Genomic DNA, 25,150 nt, shown 5'->3' on the forward strand with positions numbered 1-25,150 from the left:
TTTAGCGTTGCGCGGCGTGATCGCGCATGAAGGCTTCGATCTGCGGCAGCGTCACGTAGCCGTTCTTCTGCGTGTCGATTTCGTCGAAGTGCTTCGCGACCATCGGCATGCCGGTCGATGCCTGATCGCGCGTGAGCTTGCCGTCGTGCGTGACGTTCGCTTGCGCGAAGCGCGTCTGCAACATCTGCATGCCGCGTTCGACGCGCGGGGTCGCGCCCATCGGCTGCGTCGCGGTCTGCGCGGAGGCGGGGCCGCTTATCAGGGCGAGGCAGGTGGCGAATGAGGCAATTGAGGCGGCAATCTTCTGCACGACGTTCTCCTTGTTCAGTGCAAATCGAGGTGATCGGTGACAGAGATTTTTATTGAGCCGCGCGTGGAAGGCAATGACAGCGGCGCGACGAATCATGTCGGGATATTTCGTGGTCCGCGCTCATGCGCCGAGCCGACATACGGCGACACAAGTTCCCGCTAACGCATCGGTGACGCCTTGGCTATCGTTGCACAGGTCGCGCTTTCCGCGATTCAACCCGTCGATTCAACCGTCGATTCATGAGGACATCACGATGAACATCCGTCTGCTCAGCCTTTCCGCCGCCGCCGCCTTCACGTTGACCTGCACGCAGAGCGCGTCGGCGGGCACGGCCGTTCAGGTCTCCTATGTCGCGCCGGCCGTGGTCTATGCGCCGCCGCCGCGTCCGGTCTATTACTACGCGCCGCCCGCGCCGCCTTACTACTATGTGCCCGCGCGCACTGTCGTGGCCGTGCCCGTCGCGCCGCCTGTCGCAGTGATCGCGCCGCCGCCGATGAAACCGCCGGTCGTCGTCGTGGGCGCGCCGGTCCGCGTCTACGCGCCGCCCGTGCGCGTGATGTATGCGCAGCCGGTCGTGGCCGCGCCGATGGTCGTCGTCCGTTGAGCGTGCTGCACTGAGCATAGTGCATTTCGCTGGCGGCATCCCGATGCGCGGCTGCGGGACCGTTGCTTGCGCCTAGCGTGCGATGAAGCAGTCACGGCTCCTATACTGAATGAACCACGTCGGCGCTTTGCGCGCGTTTCGTGGCAATCGTCAGAAGGAGGGCCGAGCCATGTTGTTCATCGTCAGTTGGACCGCGCTGCCGGAAGTCCGCGAGCGGGCAGCGGAACGCTTTCTGCAGAACGCCGGTGCGCCGCCGGACGGCGTGCGTTTGCTGGGACGCTGGCACGGCATCGGTTCCATACGCGGCGTCGGCGTGGCCGAAAGCGACGACATTGAGCCGGTCGCGCGATGGGCGTACGAATGGTCCGATCTGTTCACGCTCGACATCATGCCCGCGATGACGGACGAACAGCTCGGCAAGCTGCTCGCCGATGCGGCAGGGCGGCGCTAGACGTTTTTGCAGGCAAAGCATCGGGGACACCCCGGACAGGAGACAAGCGTGACGCAAGCCACTACCAACGAACCGTGCATCATTTCCGTCGCGATCACCGGGTCGGTGCCGCGCAAGAAGGACAACCCGGCGGTGCCGATCACGATCGCCGAGCAGATCGAGAGCACGCACGAGGCGTACGAAGCCGGCGCGACGCTCGTGCATCTGCACGTGCGCGACGAAGACGAGCGGTCGAGTTCGGACCGGCATCGCTTCGAGGAATTGCAGGACGGCATCCGCAAGCATTGTCCGGACATCATCATCCAGTTTTCGACAGGCGGGCGCGGACGATCGTTCGAACAGCGCGGCGCGATGCTGGACCTGAAGCCCGACATGGCCTCGCTGGCGACCGGCTCGGTGAATTTTCCGACCATCGTCTACGAGAACCCGCCGGACTTCGTGCGCTCGCTCGCGCAACTGATGCTCGATCACAACGTGAAGCCCGAAATCGAAGTCTTCGACCTGGCGATGCTGTACAGCACCGTCGATCTCGTCAACCAAGGCTTGCTGAAAAGCCCGGTCCACGTCCAGTTCGTGCTCGGCGTGAAGAACGCATTGCCGGCGCGGCGTGAGATTCTCGAATTCGAAGTCGAGCAACTGAGAAAGCACCTGCCCGATGCGACATGGGTGGCCGCGGGCATCGGGCGGCATCAGCTCGAAGTGAACCACTGGACGCTGGAGATGGGCGGCCACTGCCGCACCGGGCTGGAAGACAACGTGCGCTGGGACAAGGACACGCTCGCGAAAAGCAATGCGCAACTGGTGAGCCGCGTGGCGTCGCTGTGCGCGGAGTACGGACGTCCCGTGGCGAGCGCGAAGGAGGCGCGGAGGCTGCTGTCGCTTTGAGCGGGGCTTGGCTGAGACGGGTGGACGGATACGGCGGGCGCCGCGAGTCTCGGGCGCTTCGCTCGACTCAGCGTCAACGGCGGGAGAATCTGCCTTACAATCGCCGTCTACCCTGACAAGCTGTCCAGCCTGAACATGAACGAGCGTAAGTCGCCCGGCCTGGCCGACCGCATCTACAGCGACATTCTCAACAGCATCATCGAAGGCGAGTTCAAGGAAGGCGACCGGCTCATGACCGAGCACGCCCTCGCGGACCGCTTCGCCACCTCGCGGCCGACCGTGCGCGAAGCTCTCGCACGTCTGCGCGCCGACGGCATCATCGTGACGCGACGCGGTTCCGGCACGACGGTCGGTCGTCGTCCCGATCCGGACGTGCGGCGGTTCGCACCGCTCGAAACGCTTTCGGATATCCGGCGCTGCTACGAATTCCGTATCGTCTCGGAAGCGGGCGCGGCTGAATTGGCAGCGCAGAAGGCCGACGACGACGATCTTCGCGCCATCCAGCAAGCCTGGGAACAACTGGAGCGTGTGGTCGAAGCGCAGCAGGGCATCGGCGCGAGCGACGACTTCGCGTTCCATCTCGCGGTGGCGCGCGCCTCGAAGAACCAGTTCTTCATCACCGTGATGTCGTTCATCGAGGAGCAGGTCGTCTTCAGCATGAACCTGTCGCGTAATCTCTCGCTCGTGAAGACGCTCGAACGGCAGCGGCTCGTGCAGCGCGAACATCTGGAGGTTCTCGAAGCCATCCGCGCTCGGGATTCGGCGCGCGCCGGACAGGCCATGCGCGCGCATCTCGCGGGGGCGCTGGAGCGCATGTTCGGCAATTAGATGTCATACGACCGCTCAGACGCGCTCGGGGAAACGCTCGGTTAACAAAGCGATCTGGCGAAGTTGTTTGACAACCTTCGGTCGCCTTGCTAGCTTCAACGCACACTCTGCCCCACGCGAAGCGAGGCGTCATGAAGGTCGACCCGATCACCATCACCGAATTCTCCCAGAGCGTCATGGCCGTGCCGCCCCTTGCGCGGCGAGCCGATTACTCGCTCGACGACGCGCAGAACCGCGCGCTCGTCACTCATATCGAAGCCGGCGGCGTGCGAACCGTGCTCTATGGCGGTAACGCGAATCTCTATCACGTCGCGGTCAGCGAATACCGCGAGCTGCTTGACATGCTGGCCGAAATCGCCGGCGCGCAGACTCGCGTGATTCCGTCGATCGGGCCAGACTACGGGAAAATGCTCGATCAGGCGCGCATTCTCGTGCAGACCGATTACCGCACCGCGATGATCCTGCCGCTCGCGGGCTTCACGACGCCGGACGGCGTGGCGACCGGCCTCAGGCGCCTGACCGATATCGCCGGCATGCCGTTCACGCTTTATATCAAGAGCGAGGACTATCTCGACGTCGATACGCTCGCGGCGCTCGTCGGGGACGGGACGCTGCTCGCTGTCAAGTATGCGATCGTGCGCCCCGATCCGTCCGACGATCCTTTCCTGCGGCGGCTTCTCGAAAGCGTGCCGGCAGCGCAGGTGATATCGGGCATGGGCGAGCGGCCCGCGCTCGTCCACACGCGCGACTTCGGGCTCGCGGCATGGACCACCGGCTCAGGCTGCATCGCGCCGCACGCCGTGATGGCGCTGCTGCACGCAGCCAAGTCCGGCAATGCCGAGGAAGCGCAGCGTCTTTACGACCGCGTTCTTCCGCTCGAAACTTTGCGCGACGAGATCTCGCTGATTCGCGTGTTGCACGACGCGGTCACGCTCTGCGGCATCGCGGACATGGGTCCGATCCTGCCGCTCCTGTCCGCCACGCCCGAACTTGCGTTGCCCTCGGTCGAGCGGGAAGCGCGGACGCTGCTCACATTCGACCGCTCGCTGGCGGGAAACGCCGGGTAAAAAGAAGTAAAACAAGTCGGGTAACGGCGCGCTCCGGGTATATCCCGACAAGTGGACGCAGCCCCGCACCGCAACGAGCAAAAGCCCTATTTCGCACGTCTGGGAAACACGGAAAGCCGTCTCCGATTTGCTTGACATACGATGATTCGGTTGGCTATTTTTCAGCTTCGTGAGCTAATAACGGACGCGAGGACGCCGACCGACAGACAAGAGACAGCGCACCGAGCACCATCAGAACGAAGCACGAACAGGCCGGCGATCGAATTCATCGACAGAACGACAGAATCGACAAGCGACCGGACCTCGTCCCAATAGTGGTTGCGAGAGAAGTGAGGAGACAACATGGCTTTCAAGGCAGGACTGTCAGTGAAACTGGCGGCGCTGTGCGTCGCGGTGAGCGCGGCATTCGCGGCGAGCGCGGCTCACGCGGCGGACCCGGTGGCGATCAACATCGTGGACGTCGCGGGCAATCTTCAACTGACGCAGAAGGGTTTCGAAGCGTTCAAGGCCAAGTACCCGGATCTTGTGTCCAGCATCACGTTCACCAATGCACCCGCGCCGCAATTGCCGGGCAAGATCAAGGCGATGCAGGCGGCGGGCCGCTCGGACATCGACCTCGTCGTGACGGGCACCGATGCGCTCGCCGCCGGCATCCAGCAGGGCCTCTGGGAGAAACTGCTGCCCGAACACGCCGCCGTCTTCCCCGGCGTGCTGGACAAATACGCGCCCGGTCCGCGCAAGATGCAGGACTTAGCGCAGGGCTATGGTCTCGAAGTGACGTACATGCCCGCCGGCCCGCTGCTCGAATACAACCCGGCCAAGGTCAGCGATCCGCCGAAGACGCCGGAGCAGTTGCTCGCCTGGTGCAAGGCGCATCCGAACAAGCTGATCTATGCCCGCCCGGCCAATTCCGGTCCGGGCCGCACGTTCCTGATGGGCCTGCCGTACGTGCTCGGCGACAAGAACCCGATGGACCCGGTCAACGGCTGGGACAAAACGTGGGCGTTCCTCAAGCAGCTCAACGACTGCATCCCTTACTACCCGGGCGGCACGTCGGCCGTGATGAAGGAACTCGGCGAAGGCACGCGTGATATGACCGTGACCGTGACCGGCTGGGACATCAATCCGCGTGCGCTCGGCATCGTCCCGGCGGACTTCAAGGTTCAGGCGTTCGACAACATGACGTGGGTGAACGACGCTCACTACATGGTCATCCCGAAGGGCGTGCCGAAAGAAAAGCTCGACGTGCTCTACAAGCTGATGAACTTCATGCTGGAGCCGGCGCAACAGGCGTTGACCTACGACGACGGCTATTTCTATCCCGGCCCCGCGGTCAAGGACGTGCCGCTCTCGGCCGCGCCCGCGAAGAGCCAGGAAGTGATCCAGAAGTTCGGCCGTCCGGAGTACGCGAAGCTGCTGGCCGACCGGCCGCACGTCGTGCCGTTGAATGCGCAGGCGATGGTCGCCGCGTTCCAGAAATGGGACCGCGAAATCGGCGCGCAGAAGACGAAGTAAGCACATCGCACTCGCAGGGCTATCGGCGGCGGCGCTCCTTCCGGGGCGTCGCCGCTCGCGCAACAGGAAATCGCCATGAAGCACACTTTTGAGCAGTTGCGCCTCGACTCGGTCTCGCGCAGCTTCGCCAACGCGCAGGGGCATCAGCTCGCCGCGCTGAAGGGCCTCGATCTGAACATCCAGCGCGGCGAGTTCATCGCGCTGCTCGGGCCGTCGGGCTGCGGCAAGTCCACCGCGCTGAACTGCATCGCCGGATTGCAGCCGTTGACGGGAGGCGGCATCTGGCTCGACGACAAGCGCATCGACGTGCTGCCGCCCGAAAAGCGCGGCTTCGGCATGGTCTTTCAGAATTACGCGCTCTTTCCGCATATGTCGGTGCTGGATAATGTCGGCTTCGGGCTGAAGATGCGCGGCATGCCCAAAGCCGAAGCCGTCAAGCGCGCCAAAGCGGCGCTGCAACTGGTCCAGCTCACGGGCCACGACGCGAAGCTGCCCGGCCAGCTCTCGGGCGGCCAGCAGCAGCGCGTGGCGATTGCGCGGGCGATCGTCATCGAGCCGCCGCTCGTCCTGATGGACGAACCGCTCTCGAATCTCGACACCAAGCTGCGCATCGAAATGCGCGCCGAGATCCGCCGCATTCACGGCAAGCTGGAGCGCGCGACCATCTACGTGACGCACGATCAGGACGAAGCCCTGTCGATGGCGGATCGCATCGTCGTGATGAAGGAAGGCGTCGTGCAGCAAGTCGCGCCGCCGAAGGAAGTCTATTCGCGGCCAAAGAACCTGCATGTCGCGCGTTTCATGGGCTTTCGCAATGTCGCGCCGTTCACGCTCGAAGGCACGCAGGGCGACACGGTCGCCGTGAACGCGAACGGCGTGCGCCTGCTCGGCACGCCGATGGAAGGCTTCAACAGCAAGAACGTGAGCGTCGCGCTGCGCCCGGAAGACATGGAACGCGCCGCGCCCGGCGATCAGAACGCATTCGACGCGCACGTCGAAGCCGTCGAATACGGCGGCCGCGATTCGCTCATTCGCGTGAACACGGCGTTCGGCAAGCTGTGGGCGCGGATTGCGGGCGAATGCGCGGAAGGCGAGCGCATCGTGCTGCGCGTGCCGCCCGCGAAGGCGCTCGTGTACGGAGAAGAGCAATGATCGCGCTTCCCGCGCAGCGCGACCCGAAGGGCTGGCTCGTCGCGCCGGCGCTCGTCTTCATCATCGCGCTCTTTATCTACCCGTTCGCTTACGGGCTCATGCTGTCGTTCAATCCGATGAACGGCGGCGCATGGGCGAATTACGTGACGTTCTTCACCGATACGTCGATGTGGCCGACGATCATCGTCACGCTGAAGCTCGCCGTGCCCGCGACGATCATCAACGTCGGCATTTCGGTGCCGGTCGCGTTCGCGTTGCGGCGCTCGTCGCCGTATCAGAAGTTCGCGACCACCTTGCTCGTCATTCCGGTGACGCTCGGCACGGTGCTGATCGCCGACGGCATGCTCACGTACTTCAGCCCGAACGGCTGGTTTCCGCAGGCAGTTCAGGCGCTGCATCTGTATGGCGATGAAGTGCGGCTCACGCATAACTACTGGGGCGTGCTCATTTCGCTGATCGTGTCGGGCTTTCCGTTCGCGTTCCTGCTGACGCTTTCGTATGTGACGGGTATCGACCCGACGCTCGCGCGTGCCGCCGCCACGCTTGGCGCGAGTCCGTGGCAGCAGTTCCGCCAGATCTATCTGCCGCTCCTGCTGCCCGGCCTCACGATGACCGCGTGTCTTTCGTTCGTGCAGGCGTTCTCGGTGTTTCCGTCGGCGGTCCTGCTCGGCGCGCCGGCGGGCCCCACGCGCGTCATTTCGATTGCCGCGTCCGAAGCCGCGTTCGAAAGCTACGACTATTCGCTGGCGTCGACCATCGCCATCGTCATGGGCTTCGTGCAATTGCTCGTGGTGGGCGGCATGCTCGGCGCGCGCCGCTTCTTCTACACCGGCCCGGTGAGCGGAGGGAAGGGATAATGGCAACCGACAACCGCGCGGCGCCCGCCTGGCAGGCGCCCGCGCCGACTCAACGCTCCGGCAAGAACATGAAACAGCAAGCGAGCCTGCGCGACAGGGTGTGGAAGACGTTCGTCTGGGTCACGATGGGCTTCTTTCTCCTCAACGTCCTTCTTCTGATCGCGACGGTCGCGGTGAATTCCGTCGCGACGCGCTGGTTCGGCACGCTTCTGCCGCAGGGGTTCACGCTGCACTGGTACGCGCAGGCGTGGAGCGACTTCCAGTTGTCGAGCGTGCTGCTCGTGACGCTGGAAGTGGTGGGCGCGGTGGTGCTGCTGTCGATCGTGCTCGGCGTGCCTGCCGCGTATGCGCTCGCCCGCGTGCAGTTTCCCGGCAAACGCTTCGCGATGCTCGTGTTCCTGCTGCCGCTGATGGTTCCACCCGTCACCTACGGCATCCCGATGGCGACGGTCATGTACAAGTTCCATCTCGCGGGCACGCTGACCGGCGTGATTCTCGCGAATCTGGTGCCTGCGCTGCCGTTCGTGATTCTGGTGATGACGCCGTTCATCGAGCAGATCGATCCGAATCTGGAATCCGCCGCGCGCATTTTCGGCGCGAACACGGTGCGCTACTTCCGCTACGTGCTGTTGCCGCTGCTCGTGCCGGGCATGCTCGCGGCGGGGCTGCTGGTGCTGGTGCGGACCATCGGCATGTTCGAGCTGACGTTCTTCACCGCCGGGCCGACGACACAGACGCTCGTCGTCGCGCTGTATTACGCGGTGTTTTCGACGGGCGTGCGCGCGCCGCAATCCATCGACGCCATGGCGATGATCTACATGGCCATCACGCTCGTCTGGGTGCTGATCGCGCTGCAATTCGTGAGTCCGACGCAACTCGTCTCGCGCGTGAAAGAGCAGCGGCAATGACGTCGCCGAAGCCGATGCGCCCGGTCGTCGAGTTGCGCGCCGAGCCGCGCCTTCGTGTGGCGAGCGGGCCGCATGTGCTGGAATTGGCGCCGGCCGCTGGCGGGCGCATCACGCGCTTGGCGACGCATGACGAAGCGGGCGCGCACGACTGGCTCGTGCCGATTACCGCGTCGAGCTGGCCGTGCGACGCGTGGCCGAAGGGCGGCAGCTATCCGCTGGTGCCGTTCTCCAACCGCGTGCGCGATGCGCAGTTTCCCGCGCCCAGCGGCGAGCGCGTTCAACTGGCGACGTTTCCCGGCATGGCGCACGCGCTGCACGGCTTCGGCCAGTACGCGGCATGGAGCGTCGAGCGGCACGATGCCGATTGCATCGAACTGCGTTACACGCATCGGGAAGGCGAGCACGGCTGGCCGTGGGCGTTCGAAGCGATCCAGACGATTCACGCGACCGCCGAAGGCGCGCGCCTGTCCATGCGCGTCGTCAACCGTTCGCCGCGTCCGATGCCGGCGGGCTTCGGTTTTCATCCGTACTTCGCGGCGCACGAAGCGCAACTCGATGCCGCGACGCTCTGGCGTCACGAAGCCGAGATCGCGCTGGGACCGTCGGACGAGCAACCGCCGCGCCGTCACACGAGGGAGCGCGACGGCTATACGCGCTATCTCAGCGGCTGGGACGGCCGCGCAACGCTTCTCTATGCCGATGGCCGCACGCTCGCGCTCGAAGCGGACGGCGCGCTGCGGCATCTGGTCGTGCATTGCCCGGCGGGCGGCGCGTATCTGTGCGTGGAGCCGGTCTCGCACGTCAGCGACGGCTTTAATCTCGATGCGCAAGGTATCGACGGAACGGGCGTCATCGTGATCGCGCCGGGAAGCGAAGTGGCCGCGTCAGTCGTCATGACGCCGGGGCGCTGAACCGCGCCGCCATTCAGCGCGCGAGCGGGGCGGTAAAGAACGCATCCACCAGATCGACGATGCGCCACGTCGAACACGGACGCCTGCAATGCGCGTCGAATCCCGCGTCCTTGAGCTTTTGCACGGGGTCGGCGGGCCACACGTTGCTCATCGCGACGAAGAGACGCCCCGTGACATCCGCGTCCATGCGCAGCGTGCGGATGAAGACATAGCCGGGATCGCTGTCGAGGGCCGTGTCGAGCACGAGCGCCTGCGGCTGCCAGCCATGCAGCAGCGCCCGAACCGACTTCAGCTCCTGCGAATGGATCACCTGCAAGCCCTTCAGCCGAAGCTGCACGGCAAGCGATTCGGCGATCGATTTGTCCTTGTGCGCGATCAGCACGCGCCGCGCGGCATCGCCCGGACACGCGCGCTTGATGCGCCACAGCGCGAACTCGGTCTCGTCGTCGGATAGGCGGGCTGGCATCGCGTTCTCCTGTTCCGTTCGTGCCGCAAGTTGATTCGAGTGCAATCAGTGTCGGCCAGCCGTGCGCTTCGCTAAACCCGGCACGGGCGGGGAAGGGCGGCGATTCTGGGAGACTGCCGAATGTATCCCTGCGAATGGAGGGGTTCGAACGCTCACCTGCGCGCGTAATATCGAAAGCGTTCTCGGGGACTTGCAATGGAAAACGGATATTTCAAAACAGTATTGCTGGTAGAGGACGAAGGGCTCACTCGCAGCGCGATGAAGACGCTGATCCTGGCGAACGAGCCCTTGCTCGAGATCGACGAAGCCGATGGATTCGAGCAGGCGAAGGCGAAGCTCTCGGCAAATACGTACGATCTGATGTTTCTCGACTATCACTTGCGCGGCCCGGCCACCGGCATGGACCTGCTCAACTGGATACGCGAGGCGGAGCGCGAGGTTCAGACCATCATGCTGTCCGCTCAGGATGACCGCGATACCGTGCTGGAGTGCATTCGCAACGGGGCGTGCGGCTTCATCTCGAAGGGCAGCGAACAGGGCGCGGGCGTGTTCCGCGAAGCCCTGAAGACCATTCTCAATGGGCGCGTCTATCTGCCCAACACGGTGCTCGGCAAGGGCGGCCACAGCCCCAAGCCCGTTTCGACGCATGCGGGCGTGACCATCGAATCGCTGGAACTTCCGCCGCGTCTCACGGAAACGCTGCGCTATCTCCTGCAAGGGCTGTCGAACAAGGCCATCGCGCGCAAGATGAACATCAGCGAGAACACGGCCAAGGAATATTCGAGCGACCTGCTCGCGCGCTTTCACGTCACGCGGCGAACCTTCCTGATCGTGGAAATGGCCCGGCGCGGTATAGAAATGCCGATGGGCAACACGTCGTCGGCTTCGTAAGCGGTTCTTCAGGCAGCGCGGCGCCCGAGGCGGCGTCGTGCGGCCACTGCGTCCCCGTTTCTCAAAACTCCGAGGATTCGCGCCGGAATGGTAAGGTAGAGCCCGGTTTATTTTGAGATGGGAAACGCGCAGGTGAACAGCAGGTCGATGATCCACAGTTTGAAAGGCGCCGGCACGGCATTCGCGTTTGCAACGGCGCTCGCCATGGCCGCGTGTGCGCCACTTCCTGACCAGCAAAAGAACGCCGATGCGGCGGCGGCTGCATCGGCGGCGCAGGCCGCGCAGGCGGCTTCCGCCGCGGCAGCGGCCAAGGCAGCCGCGGCTGCTTCGGGGCCGACGGAACAGCGGATCGCGGTCGGCGGGGCAAGCGGCTATCACGTGACCGTCAAGACGACGCCGCCCGCGCAGGTTTGCGACAACACCGCCTTCGCGGACGGCGTGCGCTACGGCTATGCGCTGACGTGGAACCGGCTCGTCGGCGAAGCGATCCGCGAAAACGGCGGCAAGCCGGTCAAAGGCAAGCTCGGCAAGTTCGACCCGTCCGCCATCCACTCGGAAGACGACCAGTACAAGATCCAGTGGAACGGCAAGGAGCGCACGAACGCCTGCGCGTCGGACGGCTATCTGATCGGGCGCATCGTCGGCACGCATTTGGCGGGTGTCGACATGCGCAACGGCAAGCCGTCGTAAGGTCGCGGGCGCGCGTTCAGTCGCAGGCGTGGGCTGCGGCGACGTAGCGGCTGCCCGCCGCGCTGTCGCCGTAGATCGTGTAGCCGGTGCCGTACGCCGCCGGCTGCGCGACGACCAACACAGTCGACGAACCGCCCTGTCCCGGAATCGAAACCGCCTGCGAATCCGCGCCGAGACCATATTCCCGCACGCGCGGCCCGATGGGCGTCCACTTGCCCTTGACGCACTTGATGAACTCGAACGTCGTCAGCGTCGACGTGCCGGAGCCGATCGGCACGGTCTTCAGAAGCGCGTCGTCGGTGCTCGCGCAAGCCGTGAGCGCCAGTGCAAAACAGACTGCCAACGCATTTGTGACACTTTTTCTCATATTTCCGATGCCCTTGGTGGTGGTATCCGCTTAGTCTTCTCGCCGATGATGCGCGGCGCACTTGCTTTGAAGCAGCCATCGCTCCCGGCGAAACCGGTCTGGAAGGGCGAGTCTGCCTGAAGCGCGACAGTCGCGCTCCCGAATAACGGTCAAGTCGGGTCAACCGTAGCCGTTATACAGGCGTTTCTTGCACGGAAACCTTATGAATGGCGAGCCGCCGGCGAAAACCGGCGCCGCGCGCCCACTGTGCATCATGCGCCACCCCCGATAACAACGATTCGCGCCGCAGCCGGCAGTTTCATCGCCCACGCGGCGCGAGCAAGTTCAGAAAACGCATGTCTCGCAGAAAGTCGTTCACCTCGCTTCGCGCCATTCCCGCGCTCGGACGTTCGTTCGCGGCGCGCCTCGATCTCCAGCGGTTCGCCGCGCCCGCGCTCACCGTGCTCGTCTGCGCGCTGCTTCTCGTGGTCTTCCAGCACCTGTCGCATACGGTCGATTACAAGTCCGTCGTGCGCTCGCTGCGGCTGCTCTCGCTGCAAGCCTGGGGCGCCGCGCTCTTTGCGACCGCGCTCAGTTTCGCCGCGCTCGTCGGGCGCGATGCCGTCGGGCTGCGTCATATCGGCGCCGCCGTGCCGCGTTCGCTGCTGTGGGTCGGCGCGACGGTCGGCTCGGCGCTCGGAAACGTGACCGGCTTCGGCGCGCTGACGGGCGGGGCGGTGCGATGCCGGGTCTACGGCGCGGCGGAAGTCACGCCGGCGCAGGTCGGCCGCCTGTCGATTTTCACGGGCGTGACGCTCGCGCTTTCGCTCGCGTTCATGGCGGCGCTCGGCATGGTGTGTTCGGCGGGCACGCTCGCGAACATGCTGCATCTGTCACCCGCGACGCTGCGCGCGCTCGGCGCCGCGCTGCTCGTGGTCTTCGTCGCGATGCTCGTCTTCTGCGGACGCGAGCCGCGCACGCTGCGCTCGCGCTGGACGTGGCTCGCGTTCTCGGTGCCGACGCGCCGCGATTTCATCGCGCAAACGGCGCTCGCCGTCGTGGATGTGCTCGGCGCGGGACTCGCGCTCTGGGCGATGCTGCCGGGCGCGCACGTCGGCTTCGGCGAATTCATGACGATCTTCTCGACGGCGATGCTGCTCGGGATGATCGGCCATACGCCGGGCGGCGTCGGCGTGTTCGAGGCGGCGATGGTCTTCGCGCTCGGCGGTCACGTCGCGACGCCGGACGTGCTGGCGGCGCTCCTCGCGTATCGCGCCATCTACTTCGGCCTGCCGCTGATTCTCTCGGCGGCGGTGATGGCCGCGTTCGAAGGCCGCGCGCTGAAGGGCCGGTTCGCGTTTCTGCATCCGCGCCGCGTGTCGCCGCTCGCGCCGTTGTTTCTCGCGATCGTCGCGTTCGCGGCGGGGTCGATGCTCGTCATTTCCGGCGCAACGCCCGCATTCAAGATGCGTATCGCGCTCTTGCAGACCGTGATTCCGCTGTGGGTGCTGGAAAGCTCGCAACTGCTCGGCAGTGTGATGGGCGTCATGCTGCTTTTCGTCGCTCGCGGGCTCATGCGCCGGCTCGACGCCGCGTGGTGGGTCGCGCTGATCCTGGCGGTCGCGAACTTCGCGTTGTCGCTGGCGAAGGGGCTCGCGTTCATCGAAGCGGGCGTGCTCGCGTTCCTGATCGTGCTGCTCGTTTTGACGCGCGAGCGTTTCAATCGCCGGGCGTCGCTTTTTGCCGAGCGATTCACAGCGACGTGGCTCGTTTCCGTCGGCATGGTGATCGCGGTCGCGGTGTGGATCATGTTCTTCGCGTTTCGCGACGTGCCGTACAACACGGACCTCTGGTGGCAGTTCGCCTTCGACGAGCGCGCGCCGCGTGCGCTGCGCGCGACGCTCGCGGCGGGCGTCTTCGCGTGCGCGTTCGCCGTGTGGCAGTTGCTGCGTCCGGCGGCGGGCCGCTTCGAGATGCCCGCGCCGCAAGATCTCGCCGATGCCGCGCGCATCTTCCGCGCGCAGGAGCGCAGCGACGCCGGCCTCGCGATGATGGGCGACAAGAACTTTCTGTTTTCCGAGTCGCGCGAGGCGTTTCTGATGTACGCGAAGCACGGCCGCACGTGGGCCGCGCTGCACGATCCGGTCGGCCCGCGCAGCGAGTGGGCGGGGCTGATCCGCCGTTTCGTCGAACTGGCGCATTCGCATAACGGCCGCGCCGCGTTTTATCAGGTGCGCGCCGACGCCTTGCCGCTCTATCTCGATGCCGGCCTCACGCTGATGAAGCTCGGCGAGGAAGCGCACGTCGCGCTGTCGGAATTCGACCTCAAAGGATCGCACCGCGCGCACTTGCGCTATGCGCTCAAGCGCGGCGAACGCGACGGCTTCGGCACGGAGTTGATCGGACCCGACCGCATTGCTGAAAGCATGCCGATGCTGCGCGAGATTTCCGACGACTGGCTCGACAGCCGCTCGGCGCGCGAGAAGAGCTTTTCCGTGGCCGCGTTCAACGAGGAATATCTCGCCGCGCAGTCGGTGCTGCTCGTGCGTCAGCAGGGCGTGCCGGTGGCGTTCGTCACCTTCATGACGACCGACCTCAACACCGAAGCGACCGTCGGCGTGATGCGTCACGTGGGCGAGGCGTCGTCGTATGCGATGGAGTACCTCTTCACCAAGCTCGCGCTGCATCTGAAGGAAGCCGGGTTCCGGTCGCTGTCGCTCGGCATCGCGCCGTTGTCCGGCATGGAGCCGACGCCGCTCGCGTCGCACTGGCATCGGCTGGCCGGGCTCGTGTGGCGGTTCGGCGGGCGTTTCTATAACTTCCGCGGTCTGCGCGGATTCAAAAGCAAGTTCCAGCCGCACTGGGAGCCGCGTTATCTCGCGGCGACCGGTTCGGTTGGCGTGTTCCTCACTTTGGCGGACCTCTCGCTGCTGGCGGGAGGCTGGCGTTCATGATGATGTTTAGCAAGAAACTGGCGGCGCTCGCGGCGGCCGCCGTGTGCGGCGTTTCGATGATCGGCGCGGCACACGCCGCGACCGTGTCCGGCGGCCGCTACGGGCAGGTCACAGTGACCAAACCCGCAGGCGCGATGACCGGCTTCGTCGTTCTGTTGTCGGAAAAGAGCGGCTGGAGCGAATCCGATCAGCAAGCCGCCGATGCGCTGGCCGCGAAGGGCGCGATGGTCGTCGGCGTGGATACGCCGCGCTACGCCGCGCGTCTCGCCAACGAGAAAAAGGAGACGTGCCACAACCTCGTCGGCGATGCCGAGGACATGAGCCATCAGCTCGAGCGCACGGTGCAGACGAGCCGCTATTTCTCGCCGATTTTCGCCGGCGCGGGACAGGGCGCGACCGTCGCCGAACACGCGCTCGGTCAGGCGCCGGACAACACGGTGGCGGGCGCGGTGTCGCTCGCGCCCGAGGCGAAGCTCGACGCGCGGTTTAACCCGTGCCCGCCCGATCCGACGATCATCCACATGAAGGGCTTGCCGGGCTTCATGGAACGCGCCGCGTGGCAGCCGGGCCGCACGAAGGCCGACGCGCTCGTCGCGCTGACCGCGCCGCATTTGAAGCAGCCCGAAGCGCCGGCCGCGAACGACGTGTCGGATCTGCCGCTGATCGAACTGCGCGCGGCGCAGCCGACCGACCTGCTCGCGATCGTCATTTCCGGCGACGGCGGCTGGCGCGACCTCGACAAGACGATGGCGCTCGCGCTTCAGCACGATGGCGCGTCGGTGGTCGGCATCGACTCGCTGCGTTATTTCTGGAGCGAGAAGCCGCCGCAGCGCACGGCGGCGGACATCGCCCGTGTGATCCGCACGTACAGCGCGCGCTGGCATACGAGCCACGTGGCGCTCGTCGGCTATTCGTTCGGCGCGGACGTGATGCCGTTTGCGTACAACCGTCTGCCCGACGACGTGCGCGCACAGGTTTCGTATATCTCGCTGATGGGCTTCGCGCCCGAGGCGGATTTTCAGATACGCGTGACCGGCTGGCTCGGCATGAAGGCAAGCGACAAGGCGCTGAAGGTCAAGCCCGAACTCGCGAAGCTGCCGCCCGCGATGGTTCAGTGCATCTACGGCGAGAAGGAAGACGACACGCTGTGCCCGGCGCTCACGAAGACGGGCATCGACGTGGTGAAGCTGCCGGGCGATCACCACTTCGGCGGCGACTACGACGCGCTCGCGCGGCGCATTCTCGCGGGCTGGCGCAAGCAGATTGCGGCGAAGCAGGCTGCTTGAAGTCGATGGGCGGGTTCTGATTGATCGGTTCGGCTATCGGGTGCTCACCTGTGTCGACGTGGAAGCCACAAACGCTTCTACGTCGACGTGCTCCAAACGCAACTCGGAGCCTCCGGCTCAGGCCGCATGGCGTTTCGTTTCGGCAATCAAACACAATCTCCACATGCGCCGTTCGGAATTCGACGGGCGCGACGCGGAAGCTGCGCTCCGTCTACGTGCGCGATCCCGAATGCAACCTGATCCAAATCTCCGAACTCATTTGAGCGGCCCGAGATAGTCGCGCTTGCCGATGGGCGCGCCGAGGTGCCGCAAGATGTCGTGCGTCGTGGTGACGTGGAAGTAAAAGTTCGGCAAGCCGAAGCCGAACAGATAATCGACGCCCGAAAATGACGGCGAAAAGTCCGGAAACTTCAGCGTGACCGTGCGCGTCTCGCTGCCGTCCATCGTCTCTTGCTGGATGCTCTTCAAGTACGCAATCGTCTTCGAGATGCGCTCTTGCAGCGCCGGAAAGCTGTCCTCGTTGTCCTCGAAGCTCGGCGCATCGACGCCCGAGAGACGCTGCGCCGAGAGCTTCGCCGTATCGCTCGCGCGCTGGATCTGCGCGGCGAGCGGCAGCATGTCCGGCGCGAGGCGTGCGGCGATCACATCGGCGTGGGCGAGGCCCTTTTCATCGGCGAAGGCGGCGCCTTTTTCCAGCAACGACGAGCAGACTTCCAGCCCGCGGATAAAAACCGGGATCGACGCGCGATACATCGAGAGGGACATGGTCTTGCGCTCCTTAAGGTTGTGCGGACCGTGGGGGTCCGCGCTAGACGTGGGCGACAAGCATAGCGCCGTGCGCGTCGCTGCGCAGAAACGGCCCCTACGGTCGCGCGTGCCGTGCCTGCCATTCGCGCAGATCCGCTTCGTAGCGTTCGAGCGCCGCCTGATAGAGGTCGAACACGCAGGGATGGCAGCCGCTGCGGCAGCAATCGCCCGGCGCGGGGCGCTCGGGCGGCGTCGGGCGCGGGTCGTCTGCGGGGGCGTCGGGTTCGTTCATGGGCGTTGAGCATGAGCCGCCGTTTCATCGGATTCAACGGGAGGCTGCGCGTGGCCACAAAGGAGCCGGTCATCCCGCTATCGCCTTGACGGGTCACATTCGAGTATGACCTGCCACCGGCTCATCGGACGCAACGCGCTCTGAAAATGGCCGCATTCATAGCTAGCTTTTGGCGGGTTCAAGATTCGCTCAGTGCGATACTTCGCCGAAAGCCGCAAACGATAGCGGCTGCCATCCGGCCTCAACTCGACTGGACCGAAGGACTCCCTCGATGACTCAGACCGTCAGGCTTGCGATCTTCGGCGCGCTCGTGAGCGCGATGCTCGCCGGCTGCGCTTCGCCGCAGGATGCATCCGACCGCGCGCACGCCGCGCCGGGCAAGGACACGCCGTACAGCGCCGAAATCCGCCGCACGCAGTCCGGCATTCCCCATGTTCGCGCCGCCGATTGGGGCAGCCTCGGTTTCGGCTACGGCTACGCGCAGGCGCAAGACAATCTCTGCACGCTCGCCGATGGCTTCGTCACCTATCGCGGCGAGCGGTCCGCGTATTTCGGCGCGGATGCCCGCTTGCCCACCGCGACGACCTTCGGCCAGCCACGCAATCTCGACGCCGATTTCTTCTTCCGCCTCGTCGACGATCAGCCCACCGTCGACCGTTATCGCGCCGTGCAGCCGCCTGAATTGCGCAGTCTCGTCGACGGCTTCGCGTCCGGTTACAACCGCTATCTGGCCGACCTGAAAGCCGGCCAGTTTCCCGGCGCGCACGCGGCTTGCCGCAGCCAGCCGTGGGTCGATGAGATCGAGCCCGACGACATTTACCGTCGCGTGATCGCGGCGAATCTCGCGGGCGGTTCGGCGCGCTTCGTGCAGGGCATCGCGGCGGCGCATCCGCCCAAGCGCGGCGTGCAGCCGGCGGCGGCGTCGCTGGACGCGAAAGACCTGCGTTATGCCGTGGGCGACATGCCGGGCATCGGCAGCAACGCGCTAGCGTTCGGCGCGCCGATCACGCGCGAGCGGCGCAGCATCCTGTTCGGCAATCCACACTGGTTCTGGCGCGGCCCGGACCGCTTCTACCAGGCGCAACTGACCATTCCCGGCCGCGTGAACGTGGGGGGCGCGTCGTTCCTCGGCATGCCGCTGATCGTGCTCGGCTTCAACGAAAACATCGCCTGGACGCACACCGTGTCGACCGGACGCCGCTTCGGGCTTTTCGAAATGACGCTCGATCCCGCCGACCCGACGCGCTATCTGCTCGACGGCGCGAGCCAGCCGATGACGCCCGTGCCGCTCACCGTGCGCGTGCGCAGCGCCGACGGCTCGCTGGCATCCGTCTCGCGCACGCTGTATCGCACGCGCTTCGGGCCGGTCGTCGATTTGTCGGCGATGAACGCCCGCCTCGGCTGGAGCGCGCAGCGCGCCTATGCGCTTGCCGACGTGAACGCCGACAACGTGCGCAGCTTCGAGAATTTCTTCGCGTGGGATCAGGCGCGCTCACTCGACGATTTCATCGCGATACAAAAGCGGTACGCGGCGGTTCCCTGGGCCAACACGTTCGCCATCGGGCGCGGCGATCCGCGCGTGTGGTTCGCGGACATTGGTCCGATCCCCGGCGTGCCCGACGCGCTCGCCGACGCCTGCACGACGCAAACGGGCCGCGCCCTCGCGAGCCGGATGCCGGGCGTGCCGGTGCTCGACGGCTCGAAAAGCGCCTGCGCGTGGCGCACGGACCCGGCGAGCGCGCAGCCCGGCACGCTGCCCGTCGCGCAATTGCCGACCCTGCTTCGCGGCGACTACGTCGGCAACTTCAACGACAGTTACTGGCTCACGAACGCGAACGTCCCCCTCACGGGCTATGCGCGCGTGCTCGGGCCGACGCGCGACGAACAGTCCTGGCGCACGCGCTACGGGCATCTGCTCGCCGCGCGGCTGCAGCGTGAACCCGGCGGCGTGACGCGCGGCGCGGTGGAACAGGCGGTGCTCGAAACGCACTCGATGTCCGAGCAGTTGTACCGGCAGCCGGTGCTCGACGCGGTCTGCACGCCCGGCGACGCGACGAGCGCGCTCAACGACGCCTGCGACGTGCTGCGCAACTGGAACGGCACCGCCGACATCGACGCGCGCGGCGCGAATCTGTGGGACGAATTCTGGCGGCGCGCCATGAAGCTCGCGCCCGACAGTCTCGCCGCGACGCGCTTCGATCCGGCGCACCCGCTCACCACGCCGAGCGGCCTCAAGGCGGACAACCCGGCCGTCGTGCAGGAGTTGCGGCAGGCGCTCGGCGGTGCGGCGCTGTCGCTGCGGCTCAACGGCTTCGCGCTGGATTCGCGGCGCGGCGATCTGCTCTATTCGACGCGCAACGGCGCGAACGTGCCGCTCTACGGCGGCTGCGACGACGCGGGCTACTTCACCGTCGTCTGCGCGGGGCGTCCGCTCGATTCGAAAGGCTATCCGATGGACGCGAACGGCGAGGGCGACAGCTATATGCAGGTCGTCACGTTCACCGCAGACGGCGCGGCGGGCGTCGAGGCGGACACCATGCTCGCGCCGTCCGAATCGGACGATCCGGCGTCGCCTCGTTCCGGCGACGCCACGCGTCTTTTCGCGGCGAAGCACTGGCAGCGGTTCCCGTTCACCGACGAAGCCATCGAAGCGGATCCGGCCGTCACGCGCGTCGTCGTCACGGGCACGCGTTGAGCGCCGCAGGACGCTTCGCGAGCCGGAAGTTTCCCGTCTATGATGGAGGTTTGCCCGCACGGAATCTCTGTCATGACTACTGGCGACAGCACACCGCAAGAAGAAGCAGTCCGGCTCGACGCGTCCGCGTTGCAAGCATTCGTCGATCGCACATGGAACGATGAGATCGTTCCCGCGCTGACCGATTACATCGCCGTTCCCGCCAAAAGCCCGATGTTCGACGCCGACTGGGCGCGCCACGGCTTTATCGAGCGCGTGGTCACGGACGCCGTCGACTGGGTGAAGGCGCAGCCGGTCAAGGGCCTGACCGTCGAGATCGTGCGGCTCGCCGGACGCACGCCGGTGATCTTCTTCGAAGCCCCCGCCACGCGCTCGGGCAGCACCGAAACGGTCGTGCTCTACGGCCATCTGGACAAACAGCCGGAGTTCGAAGGGTGGCGCAGCGACCTCGGCCCGTGGACGCCGAAGCTCGAGGACGGCAAGCTCTACGGGCGCGGCGGCGCGGACGACGGCTACGCGACCTACGCCAGCATCACCGCGCTTGCGGCGCTGGACGCTCAGGGCGTGGAACGGCCGCGCTGCGTCGGCATCATCGAGACGTGCGAGGAGTCGGGCAGCTACGACCTGCTGCCGTATATCGACGCGCTGCGCGACAGGCTCGGCGACGTCGGGCTCGTGATTTGCCTCGACTCCGGCGCGGGCAACTACGATCAGCTCTGGCTGACCACGTCGCTGCGCGGACTCGTGGCGGGCGATCTCGAAGTGCAGGTGCTGGAGGAAGGACTGCATTCGGGCGGCTACGGCGGCATTGCACCCTCGACGTTTCGCATCATGCGGCAACTGTTCGAGCGCCTCGAAGACGCCGCGACCGGCAATCTGCTGCCGAAAGACTTCCACTGCGGCATTCCGGCGCAACGCCTGCGCGAAGCGGAAGCGACCGCGCAGATTCTCGGCGACGACGTGTGGAAGAAGCTGCCGTGGAGCTGCGGCCAGGATGGCGCAAGCGTGCTTCCGACGACCACCGACCCGAAGGAAGCGTTGCTCAACTCGACGTGGCGGCCTTCGCTGACGGTGACGGGCGCCGCCGGCCTTCCGCCGCTCGCGGACGCGGGCAACGTGCTCGCGCCGCGCACCGCGTTCAAGCTGTCGCTGCGTCTGCCGCCGCTCGTCGAAGCGACGGAGGCGGTCGCGCAACTTAAGCCCTTGCTCGAATTCGATCCGCCGTACAACGCGAAGGTCACGTTCAAGCCGGAAGCGGGCGCGGCAACGGGCTGGAGCGCGCCGGACCTCGCGCCGTGGCTCGCGTCGTCGCTGAACGACGCGTCGCGCCGGCATTTCGGCGCGGATGTCGCGTATATCGGGCAGGGCGGCACCATTCCGCTGATGAACACCCTGAAAGAAGGCTTCCCGCGCTCGCAGTTCATGGTGTGCGGCGTGCTCGGGCCGAAGTCGAACGCGCACGGGCCAAACGAATTCCTGCACGTGCCGTACGCGCGCAAGCTGACGGCGGCGGTGGCGGAAGTGATCGCGGCTGCGCCTTGAGCGGTTTTTCCTCTTGCGGTTATCGAAGGAACGCCCGCGCTCGCGGGCGTTTTCTTCTCTTTGGCCGAAAAACAAACTGGTCAGGCCAGTTGATCGTCTGTAAAGTAATAGGCCCGCGCGTTGCACGAAGAGGCGACGCGCCGCAACCGACTTTGGGAGACGAGAGTCGCAATGAACGAAACCAGCCAAACCGCAGCACCGGAGCGGCGCATCGCCGCCGACACCTTGCACGCCTACGTCCGCGCCATCTGGGAACACGCGGGCAGCGCGGCGCGCGAGGCGGAACTCGTGGCCGATCACCTCGTGATGGCCAATCTGTCGGGCCACGATTCGCACGGCGTCGGCATGATTCCGCGCTATACGTCCTCGCTCGCGGACGGGCAACTGAAGCTGAACACGCACGCCGAGATCGTCCGGGACGCCGGCGCGGTGCTGACCATCGACGGCCGCAAGGGGTTCGGGCAAGTCGTCGCCTATGAGGCGATGGAGCACGGCATCGAGCGCGCGAAGAAGTTCGGCGTGTGCGCGGTGGGTCTGCGCAACGCGCATCACATCGGGCGCATCGGCCACTGGGCGGAGCAGTGCGCGAAGGCGGGGCTCGTGTCGTTCCACTTCGTGAACGTCGCGGGCGATCCGCTCGTCGCGCCATTCGGCGGCATCGACCGGCGCTTCGGCACGAATCCGTTCTGCGCCGCCTATCCGCGCGACGGCAAGAGCCCGCTCGTGCTCGATTTCGCGACGGCAGGCATCGCCTACGGCAAGACGCGCGTCGCCTACAACAAAGGCGTGAAAGTCGCGCCGGGCATGCTGCTGGACCACGAAGGCCGTCCGACCGTGGAACCCAAGGTCATGCACGAGGAACCGTTCGGCGCGCTGACGGCGTTCGGTCTACACAAGGGATCGGGGCTCGCCGCGCTGTGCGAGATTTTCGGCGGCGCGCTGTCGGGCGGCTACACGACGCACGAAAGCACGCTCGAAAAATCGAGCGCGATCATCAACTGCATGACTTCGGTGATTCTCGACCCGAACGCCTTCGACGCCCCCGCCGCGCAGGCGGAAGCGGAAGCCTTCCTCGACTGGATGAAGGCGTCGCCGCACGCCGAGGGCGTCGATGCAATCTACGCGCCGGGCGAACCGGAGGACGCGCGTCGGGCGGAACGCGGCGCGAACGGCGTGCCGATCGACCCGACCACGTGGAAGCAGATTCGCGAATCGGCGCAGAAATCGGGCATGGCGGAAGCCGAAATCGCCCAATACGCCGACGCGCTGAAATAAAGCGCAGACGCCCTGCGCGGCCGAATTGGTCAAACCAATTTCGGCCGCGAGGTTCAACTCAGCGCACCATTTCCTTTTCGATCCACTCGATTACCGACGTGCGCTTCGGTTCCCAACCGAGCAGCGCACGGACGCGCTCGCCCCGCACGCGACTGTTCGATCCCAGCCCGTACGACGCCATCTCGTAGCCCCATTCCTCGATTGCCTGTTCGAGCGGCCAGTCTTCAGGGCCGCGCAGGCCGAGCGCCTTCGCCATCGCGGCCGTCATGTCGCGGAATTGCGCCTCGCCGCTCTCGATGAAATAGAACGTGCCCGCTGGCGTCTTCGCGAGCGCGCGCCGGTACGCGTCCACGACATCGTCGATGTGGACGTTCGACCAGATATTCATGCCGCTCCCGACATGACGCACGACGCCGCTTTTCTTCGCTTGCCGCTCGAGACGCGGCAATTGCACGCTGGCCGTGCCGGGAAGCGCGCCGTGGCCGTAGATCAGCGTGTTGCAGAGCACTGCGGAGCGCACGCCGCGCTTGGCCGCGTCGAGCACGAGCGTGTCGATGGCGACGCGCGGCGCCTTGTCCGCGGTCGGCTCGGGCAAGTGATCTTCGGTGTAGACCGCGACCGACGCCTCGCCGCCCGACGCGTCCCCGACAATGCTCGATCCGCTCGTATGCAGGAACGGCTTGTCGGAGCCTTCAAGCGCGTGCACCAGCGCTTCGACCGCGCCGCGATGGTCACTGCTCGCCGCGTTGATGACGGCGTCGGCGGCGCGCGCTTCGTCGGCGAGCAGCGCGTTGTCGTCCAGACTGCCGACGACCGGCTCGATACCCGCACGTATCAGCGCATCACGCTGTTCTTCGCGGCGGATCAACCCGCGCACGCGGTGTCCGTCGCGCACGAGCCCCGCAGCAATCGATCCGCCGATGAAACCGCCTGCGCCTGTCACGAAAATTTGCATGCTGTTGCTCCAATGAGTGAGTCAGTGCGCAAAGTATGGCCGGCTTAGATTTTCTCGGAAACGGTGTTAGTCTCAAATAACTCTTGATCTGAAATCAACAATCGACGCGCCGCCATGAAGACCAATACTGACGAACTACTCGTGTTCGTGACCGTGATCGACAGCGGGTCGATGACGGCGGCGGCGGAAACGCTGCAACAGACGGTATCGGGCGTAAGCCGGACGTTGACGCGTCTAGAGAAGAAGCTTGATGCGACGCTCGTTCGCCGCACCACCCGCCGCCTGCAACTCACCGACGAAGGTGAACTGTTTCTGACCCGCGCCCGCGCCATACTCGCCGCGATGGACGACGCTGAGGAAGCCCTGTCCCGGCGCCGCGAACGACCCGCCGGCCGGTTGCGCGTGGATGCGGCGTCGCCGTTCATGCTCCATTGCGTCGTGCCGCACGTGAAGGCGTTCGCCGCGCTGTACCCGGATATCTCGCTGGAACTGACGAGCAACGAGCGCATCGTCGATTTGCTGGAGCAGCGTGTCGATATTGCGATCCGGATCGGCGCGCTGCAGGATTCCACGCTGCATGCACGGGCGCTTGGCAGTAGCCGCTTGCGCGTGCTTGCCAGTCCGGCTTACCTTGCCGAGCACGGCGAGCCGCGCGACGTGGACGAACTCATGCGCGCCCGGCTGATCGGTTTCACGGCGCCGGAAAGCCTGAACGACTGGCCGCTGTGCAACACCCGCGAAGGCGGCGATGCGGATTTTTTGAGCATCGAGCCGGCCATCTCGGCGTCGAGTGGCGAGACAATCCGGCAGTTGGCGGTCGACGGCGGCGGCATAGCATGTCTCGCCGATTTCATGACCGCCGCCGACGTGAAGGCGGGCCGCCTGCGCCCGATTCTGCATGACGCGCTGCGCGACGTTCGCCAGCCGATCAGCGCGGTGTACTACCAGAGCACGTCGATGGCGGCGCGCGCCCGCGCGTTCCTCGACTTTCTTGCAAGCCGGCTGGCGCTGTGACGCGACCGGCTGCTTCCATTAGACACAGGACCACGCCATGCCACCGATCGAAGCGATCAACGCTCCCGGCCTGCCGATTCCCGCCGGCCACTACAGCCACGCCACGCGCGCCGGCAATCTGATTTGCGTCTCGGGCCAGTTGCCCATGCGCCCGGACGGCACGCACACTGGCGAGCTCTCGTTCGAGGAGCAGGCCGAACAGACGTTGCGCAACCTTCGGACCGTGCTCGAAGCGGCGGGCGCGGGGCTGCGCGACTGCATCGAAGTGACGGTCTATTTTGTCGGCGTCGAGCATTGGAAGACGTTCAATGACATCTACGCGCGCCACTTCGGTACGTGGAAACCAGCGCGCGCTGTGGTGCCGGTCGGCGCGCTGCATTATGGCTATCTGCTTGAAGTTTCGGCGCGTGCGTGGGTTGAACGGGCCGCATAGCGAGCTGTTTAGGTCGGATCGAGCGCGCTCGTCAGGTCGCCCAGCGGCGCTTCGTCTTCCGGTGCCTGGAAAAACG

Annotated in this window: 25 protein-coding genes and 1 pseudogene; 20 read left to right on the top strand and 6 right to left on the bottom strand. The window is 65.7% G+C overall.

Going from position 1 to position 25,150, the window contains the following annotated elements; genetic code table 11:
- Window position 1 precedes the first annotated feature (1 nt).
- Window positions 2–310: an EF-hand domain-containing protein gene (locus GV035_RS08990; protein ID WP_442859534.1), complete on the bottom strand. Its 309-nt coding sequence runs from the start codon at window positions 308–310 to the stop codon at window positions 2–4.
- A 253-nt stretch (window positions 311–563) separates the two neighbouring features.
- On the opposite strand from GV035_RS08990, the gene GV035_RS08995 reads away from it, so the two are divergent.
- The 10 genes from GV035_RS08995 (at window position 564) to GV035_RS09040 (ending at window position 9,488) form a co-directional block, all read left to right on the top strand.
- Complete coding sequence (locus GV035_RS08995; RefSeq protein ID WP_159834591.1) at window positions 564–914, top strand: hypothetical protein; 351 nt, start codon at window positions 564–566, stop codon at window positions 912–914.
- 169 nt (window positions 915–1,083) lie between these two features.
- Complete coding sequence (locus GV035_RS09000; protein ID WP_159834592.1) at window positions 1,084–1,365, top strand: DUF3303 domain-containing protein; 282 nt, start codon at window positions 1,084–1,086, stop codon at window positions 1,363–1,365.
- A gap of 48 nt (window positions 1,366–1,413) precedes the next feature.
- Window positions 1,414–2,250: a 3-keto-5-aminohexanoate cleavage protein gene (locus GV035_RS09005; RefSeq protein WP_159834593.1), complete on the top strand. Its 837-nt coding sequence runs from the start codon at window positions 1,414–1,416 to the stop codon at window positions 2,248–2,250.
- 135 nt (window positions 2,251–2,385) lie between these two features.
- Entirely contained in the window at window positions 2,386–3,078 is a 693-nt protein-coding gene (locus tag GV035_RS09010) for a FadR/GntR family transcriptional regulator (protein WP_159834594.1), read from the top strand.
- Between the two features lie 131 nt (window positions 3,079–3,209).
- Window positions 3,210–4,145 carry a dihydrodipicolinate synthase family protein gene (locus tag GV035_RS09015; protein WP_159834595.1) on the top strand — a complete coding sequence of 312 codons (936 nt, stop codon included), beginning with the start codon at window positions 3,210–3,212 and terminating at the stop codon, window positions 4,143–4,145.
- A gap of 342 nt (window positions 4,146–4,487) precedes the next feature.
- Window positions 4,488–5,660: an ABC transporter substrate-binding protein gene (locus GV035_RS09020; RefSeq protein ID WP_159834596.1), complete on the top strand. Its 1,173-nt coding sequence runs from the start codon at window positions 4,488–4,490 to the stop codon at window positions 5,658–5,660.
- A 75-nt stretch (window positions 5,661–5,735) separates the two neighbouring features.
- A complete protein-coding gene (locus GV035_RS09025) occupies window positions 5,736–6,812 on the top strand; it encodes an ABC transporter ATP-binding protein (protein WP_159834597.1) in 1,077 nt (358 codons plus the stop codon).
- Window positions 6,809–7,669 (top strand): ABC transporter permease, encoded by an 861-nt coding sequence (locus GV035_RS09030; protein WP_159834598.1) that lies wholly within the window; start codon window positions 6,809–6,811, stop codon window positions 7,667–7,669. Before GV035_RS09025 ends, GV035_RS09030 begins: the two co-directional genes overlap by 4 nt.
- Window positions 7,670–7,737: 68 nt before the next feature.
- Window positions 7,738–8,577 carry an ABC transporter permease gene (locus GV035_RS09035; RefSeq protein WP_442859548.1) on the top strand — a complete coding sequence of 280 codons (840 nt, stop codon included), beginning with the start codon at window positions 7,738–7,740 and terminating at the stop codon, window positions 8,575–8,577.
- Entirely contained in the window at window positions 8,574–9,488 is a 915-nt protein-coding gene (locus GV035_RS09040; protein WP_236572498.1) for an aldose epimerase family protein, read from the top strand. Before GV035_RS09035 ends, GV035_RS09040 begins: the two co-directional genes overlap by 4 nt.
- Window positions 9,489–9,501: 13 nt before the next feature.
- Here GV035_RS09040 and GV035_RS09045 read toward each other — a convergent pair whose 3' ends face one another.
- The gene (locus GV035_RS09045) at window positions 9,502–9,954 is read right to left on the bottom strand and encodes a histidine kinase (protein ID WP_159834600.1); all 453 of its coding nucleotides are present in this window, start codon (window positions 9,952–9,954) and stop codon (window positions 9,502–9,504) included.
- Between the two features lie 195 nt (window positions 9,955–10,149).
- Here GV035_RS09045 and GV035_RS09050 point away from each other — a divergent pair, with 195 nt between their 5' ends.
- Both GV035_RS09050 and GV035_RS09055 read left to right on the top strand, forming a co-directional pair.
- Window positions 10,150–10,845 carry a response regulator gene (locus GV035_RS09050; protein ID WP_159834601.1) on the top strand — a complete coding sequence of 232 codons (696 nt, stop codon included), beginning with the start codon at window positions 10,150–10,152 and terminating at the stop codon, window positions 10,843–10,845.
- A 147-nt stretch (window positions 10,846–10,992) separates the two neighbouring features.
- Entirely contained in the window at window positions 10,993–11,535 is a 543-nt protein-coding gene (locus GV035_RS09055; protein ID WP_159834602.1) for a hypothetical protein, read from the top strand.
- A 16-nt stretch (window positions 11,536–11,551) separates the two neighbouring features.
- Here the strand turns inward: GV035_RS09055 and GV035_RS09060 are convergent, their stop codons facing one another.
- Complete coding sequence (locus tag GV035_RS09060; protein WP_236572499.1) at window positions 11,552–11,878, bottom strand: hypothetical protein; 327 nt, start codon at window positions 11,876–11,878, stop codon at window positions 11,552–11,554.
- 359 nt (window positions 11,879–12,237) lie between these two features.
- Between GV035_RS09060 and mprF the strand changes: the two genes are divergently transcribed.
- The 3 genes and pseudogenes from mprF to GV035_RS29420 all read left to right on the top strand — a co-directional run bounded on the left by mprF (window position 12,238) and on the right by GV035_RS29420 (window position 16,384).
- A complete protein-coding gene (gene mprF / locus GV035_RS09065; RefSeq protein WP_159834604.1) occupies window positions 12,238–14,835 on the top strand; it encodes a bifunctional lysylphosphatidylglycerol flippase/synthetase MprF in 2,598 nt (865 codons plus the stop codon).
- Window positions 14,832–16,121 carry a virulence factor family protein gene (locus GV035_RS09070; RefSeq protein ID WP_159834605.1) on the top strand — a complete coding sequence of 430 codons (1,290 nt, stop codon included), beginning with the start codon at window positions 14,832–14,834 and terminating at the stop codon, window positions 16,119–16,121. Before mprF ends, GV035_RS09070 begins: the two co-directional genes overlap by 4 nt.
- Window positions 16,122–16,137: 16 nt before the next feature.
- A pseudogene (locus tag GV035_RS29420) lies at window positions 16,138–16,384 on the top strand (hypothetical protein).
- On the opposite strand, the gene GV035_RS09080 reads toward GV035_RS29420, so the two are convergent.
- Together GV035_RS09080 and GV035_RS09085 are read right to left on the bottom strand one after the other, a co-directional pair.
- Window positions 16,377–16,886, bottom strand: coding sequence for a DUF1993 domain-containing protein (locus tag GV035_RS09080; RefSeq protein ID WP_159834606.1), 510 nt, complete (start codon window positions 16,884–16,886; stop codon window positions 16,377–16,379). The pseudogene GV035_RS29420 and the gene GV035_RS09080 sit on opposite strands and share 8 nt — an antisense overlap.
- Before the next feature lie 97 nt (window positions 16,887–16,983).
- Entirely contained in the window at window positions 16,984–17,160 is a 177-nt protein-coding gene (locus GV035_RS09085) for an oxidoreductase-like domain-containing protein (RefSeq protein ID WP_159834607.1), read from the bottom strand.
- A 271-nt stretch (window positions 17,161–17,431) separates the two neighbouring features.
- On the opposite strand from GV035_RS09085, the gene GV035_RS09090 reads away from it, so the two are divergent.
- The 3 genes from GV035_RS09090 (at window position 17,432) to GV035_RS09100 (ending at window position 22,672) form a co-directional block, all read left to right on the top strand.
- On the top strand, window positions 17,432–19,855 hold the full coding sequence (locus tag GV035_RS09090) for a penicillin acylase family protein (protein ID WP_159834608.1): 2,424 nt from the start codon (window positions 17,432–17,434) through the stop codon (window positions 19,853–19,855).
- Between the two features lie 72 nt (window positions 19,856–19,927).
- Window positions 19,928–21,397 (top strand): M20 family metallopeptidase, encoded by a 1,470-nt coding sequence (locus GV035_RS09095; RefSeq protein WP_159834609.1) that lies wholly within the window; start codon window positions 19,928–19,930, stop codon window positions 21,395–21,397.
- Between the two features lie 171 nt (window positions 21,398–21,568).
- On the top strand, window positions 21,569–22,672 hold the full coding sequence (locus GV035_RS09100) for a malate/lactate/ureidoglycolate dehydrogenase (RefSeq protein WP_159834610.1): 1,104 nt from the start codon (window positions 21,569–21,571) through the stop codon (window positions 22,670–22,672).
- A gap of 58 nt (window positions 22,673–22,730) precedes the next feature.
- Here the strand turns inward: GV035_RS09100 and GV035_RS09105 are convergent, their stop codons facing one another.
- Window positions 22,731–23,627: an NAD-dependent epimerase/dehydratase family protein gene (locus tag GV035_RS09105; protein ID WP_159834611.1), complete on the bottom strand. Its 897-nt coding sequence runs from the start codon at window positions 23,625–23,627 to the stop codon at window positions 22,731–22,733.
- 114 nt (window positions 23,628–23,741) lie between these two features.
- On the opposite strand from GV035_RS09105, the gene GV035_RS09110 reads away from it, so the two are divergent.
- A complete protein-coding gene (locus GV035_RS09110) occupies window positions 23,742–24,641 on the top strand; it encodes a LysR substrate-binding domain-containing protein (RefSeq protein ID WP_159834612.1) in 900 nt (299 codons plus the stop codon).
- 37 nt (window positions 24,642–24,678) lie between these two features.
- A complete protein-coding gene (locus GV035_RS09115) occupies window positions 24,679–25,074 on the top strand; it encodes a RidA family protein (protein ID WP_159834613.1) in 396 nt (131 codons plus the stop codon).
- Window positions 25,075–25,150 lie beyond the last annotated feature (76 nt).

This window comes from Burkholderia sp. 8Y (assembly GCF_902506145.1).
Classification (GTDB): domain Bacteria; phylum Pseudomonadota; class Gammaproteobacteria; order Burkholderiales; family Burkholderiaceae; genus Caballeronia.

What these genes read in the sequence shown, in the direction of transcription:
- GV035_RS08995 (WP_159834591.1), top strand. Translation starts at nt 564, where the DNA reads ATGAACATCCGTCTGCTCAGCCTTTCCGCCGCCGCCGCCTTCACGTTG.
- GV035_RS09000 (WP_159834592.1), top strand. Translation starts at nt 1,084, where the DNA reads ATGTTGTTCATCGTCAGTTGGACCGCGCTGCCGGAAGTCCGCGAGCGG.
- GV035_RS09010 (WP_159834594.1), top strand. Translation starts at nt 2,386, where the DNA reads ATGAACGAGCGTAAGTCGCCCGGCCTGGCCGACCGCATCTACAGCGAC.
- GV035_RS09015 (WP_159834595.1), top strand. Translation starts at nt 3,210, where the DNA reads ATGAAGGTCGACCCGATCACCATCACCGAATTCTCCCAGAGCGTCATG.
- GV035_RS09020 (WP_159834596.1), top strand. Translation starts at nt 4,488, where the DNA reads ATGGCTTTCAAGGCAGGACTGTCAGTGAAACTGGCGGCGCTGTGCGTC.
- GV035_RS09025 (WP_159834597.1), top strand. Translation starts at nt 5,736, where the DNA reads ATGAAGCACACTTTTGAGCAGTTGCGCCTCGACTCGGTCTCGCGCAGC.
- GV035_RS09030 (WP_159834598.1), top strand. Translation starts at nt 6,809, where the DNA reads ATGATCGCGCTTCCCGCGCAGCGCGACCCGAAGGGCTGGCTCGTCGCG.
- GV035_RS09035 (WP_442859548.1), top strand. Translation starts at nt 7,738, where the DNA reads ATGAAACAGCAAGCGAGCCTGCGCGACAGGGTGTGGAAGACGTTCGTC.
- GV035_RS09040 (WP_236572498.1), top strand. Translation starts at nt 8,574, where the DNA reads ATGACGTCGCCGAAGCCGATGCGCCCGGTCGTCGAGTTGCGCGCCGAG.
- GV035_RS09045 (WP_159834600.1), bottom strand. Translation starts at nt 9,954, where the DNA reads ATGCCAGCCCGCCTATCCGACGACGAGACCGAGTTCGCGCTGTGGCGC.
- GV035_RS09050 (WP_159834601.1), top strand. Translation starts at nt 10,150, where the DNA reads ATGGAAAACGGATATTTCAAAACAGTATTGCTGGTAGAGGACGAAGGG.
- GV035_RS09055 (WP_159834602.1), top strand. Translation starts at nt 10,993, where the DNA reads ATGATCCACAGTTTGAAAGGCGCCGGCACGGCATTCGCGTTTGCAACG.
- mprF (WP_159834604.1), top strand. Translation starts at nt 12,238, where the DNA reads ATGTCTCGCAGAAAGTCGTTCACCTCGCTTCGCGCCATTCCCGCGCTC.
- GV035_RS09070 (WP_159834605.1), top strand. Translation starts at nt 14,832, where the DNA reads ATGATGATGTTTAGCAAGAAACTGGCGGCGCTCGCGGCGGCCGCCGTG.
- GV035_RS09080 (WP_159834606.1), bottom strand. Translation starts at nt 16,886, where the DNA reads ATGTCCCTCTCGATGTATCGCGCGTCGATCCCGGTTTTTATCCGCGGG.
- GV035_RS09085 (WP_159834607.1), bottom strand. Translation starts at nt 17,160, where the DNA reads ATGAACGAACCCGACGCCCCCGCAGACGACCCGCGCCCGACGCCGCCC.
- GV035_RS09090 (WP_159834608.1), top strand. Translation starts at nt 17,432, where the DNA reads ATGACTCAGACCGTCAGGCTTGCGATCTTCGGCGCGCTCGTGAGCGCG.
- GV035_RS09095 (WP_159834609.1), top strand. Translation starts at nt 19,928, where the DNA reads ATGACTACTGGCGACAGCACACCGCAAGAAGAAGCAGTCCGGCTCGAC.
- GV035_RS09100 (WP_159834610.1), top strand. Translation starts at nt 21,569, where the DNA reads ATGAACGAAACCAGCCAAACCGCAGCACCGGAGCGGCGCATCGCCGCC.
- GV035_RS09105 (WP_159834611.1), bottom strand. Translation starts at nt 23,627, where the DNA reads ATGCAAATTTTCGTGACAGGCGCAGGCGGTTTCATCGGCGGATCGATT.
- GV035_RS09110 (WP_159834612.1), top strand. Translation starts at nt 23,742, where the DNA reads ATGAAGACCAATACTGACGAACTACTCGTGTTCGTGACCGTGATCGAC.
- GV035_RS09115 (WP_159834613.1), top strand. Translation starts at nt 24,679, where the DNA reads ATGCCACCGATCGAAGCGATCAACGCTCCCGGCCTGCCGATTCCCGCC.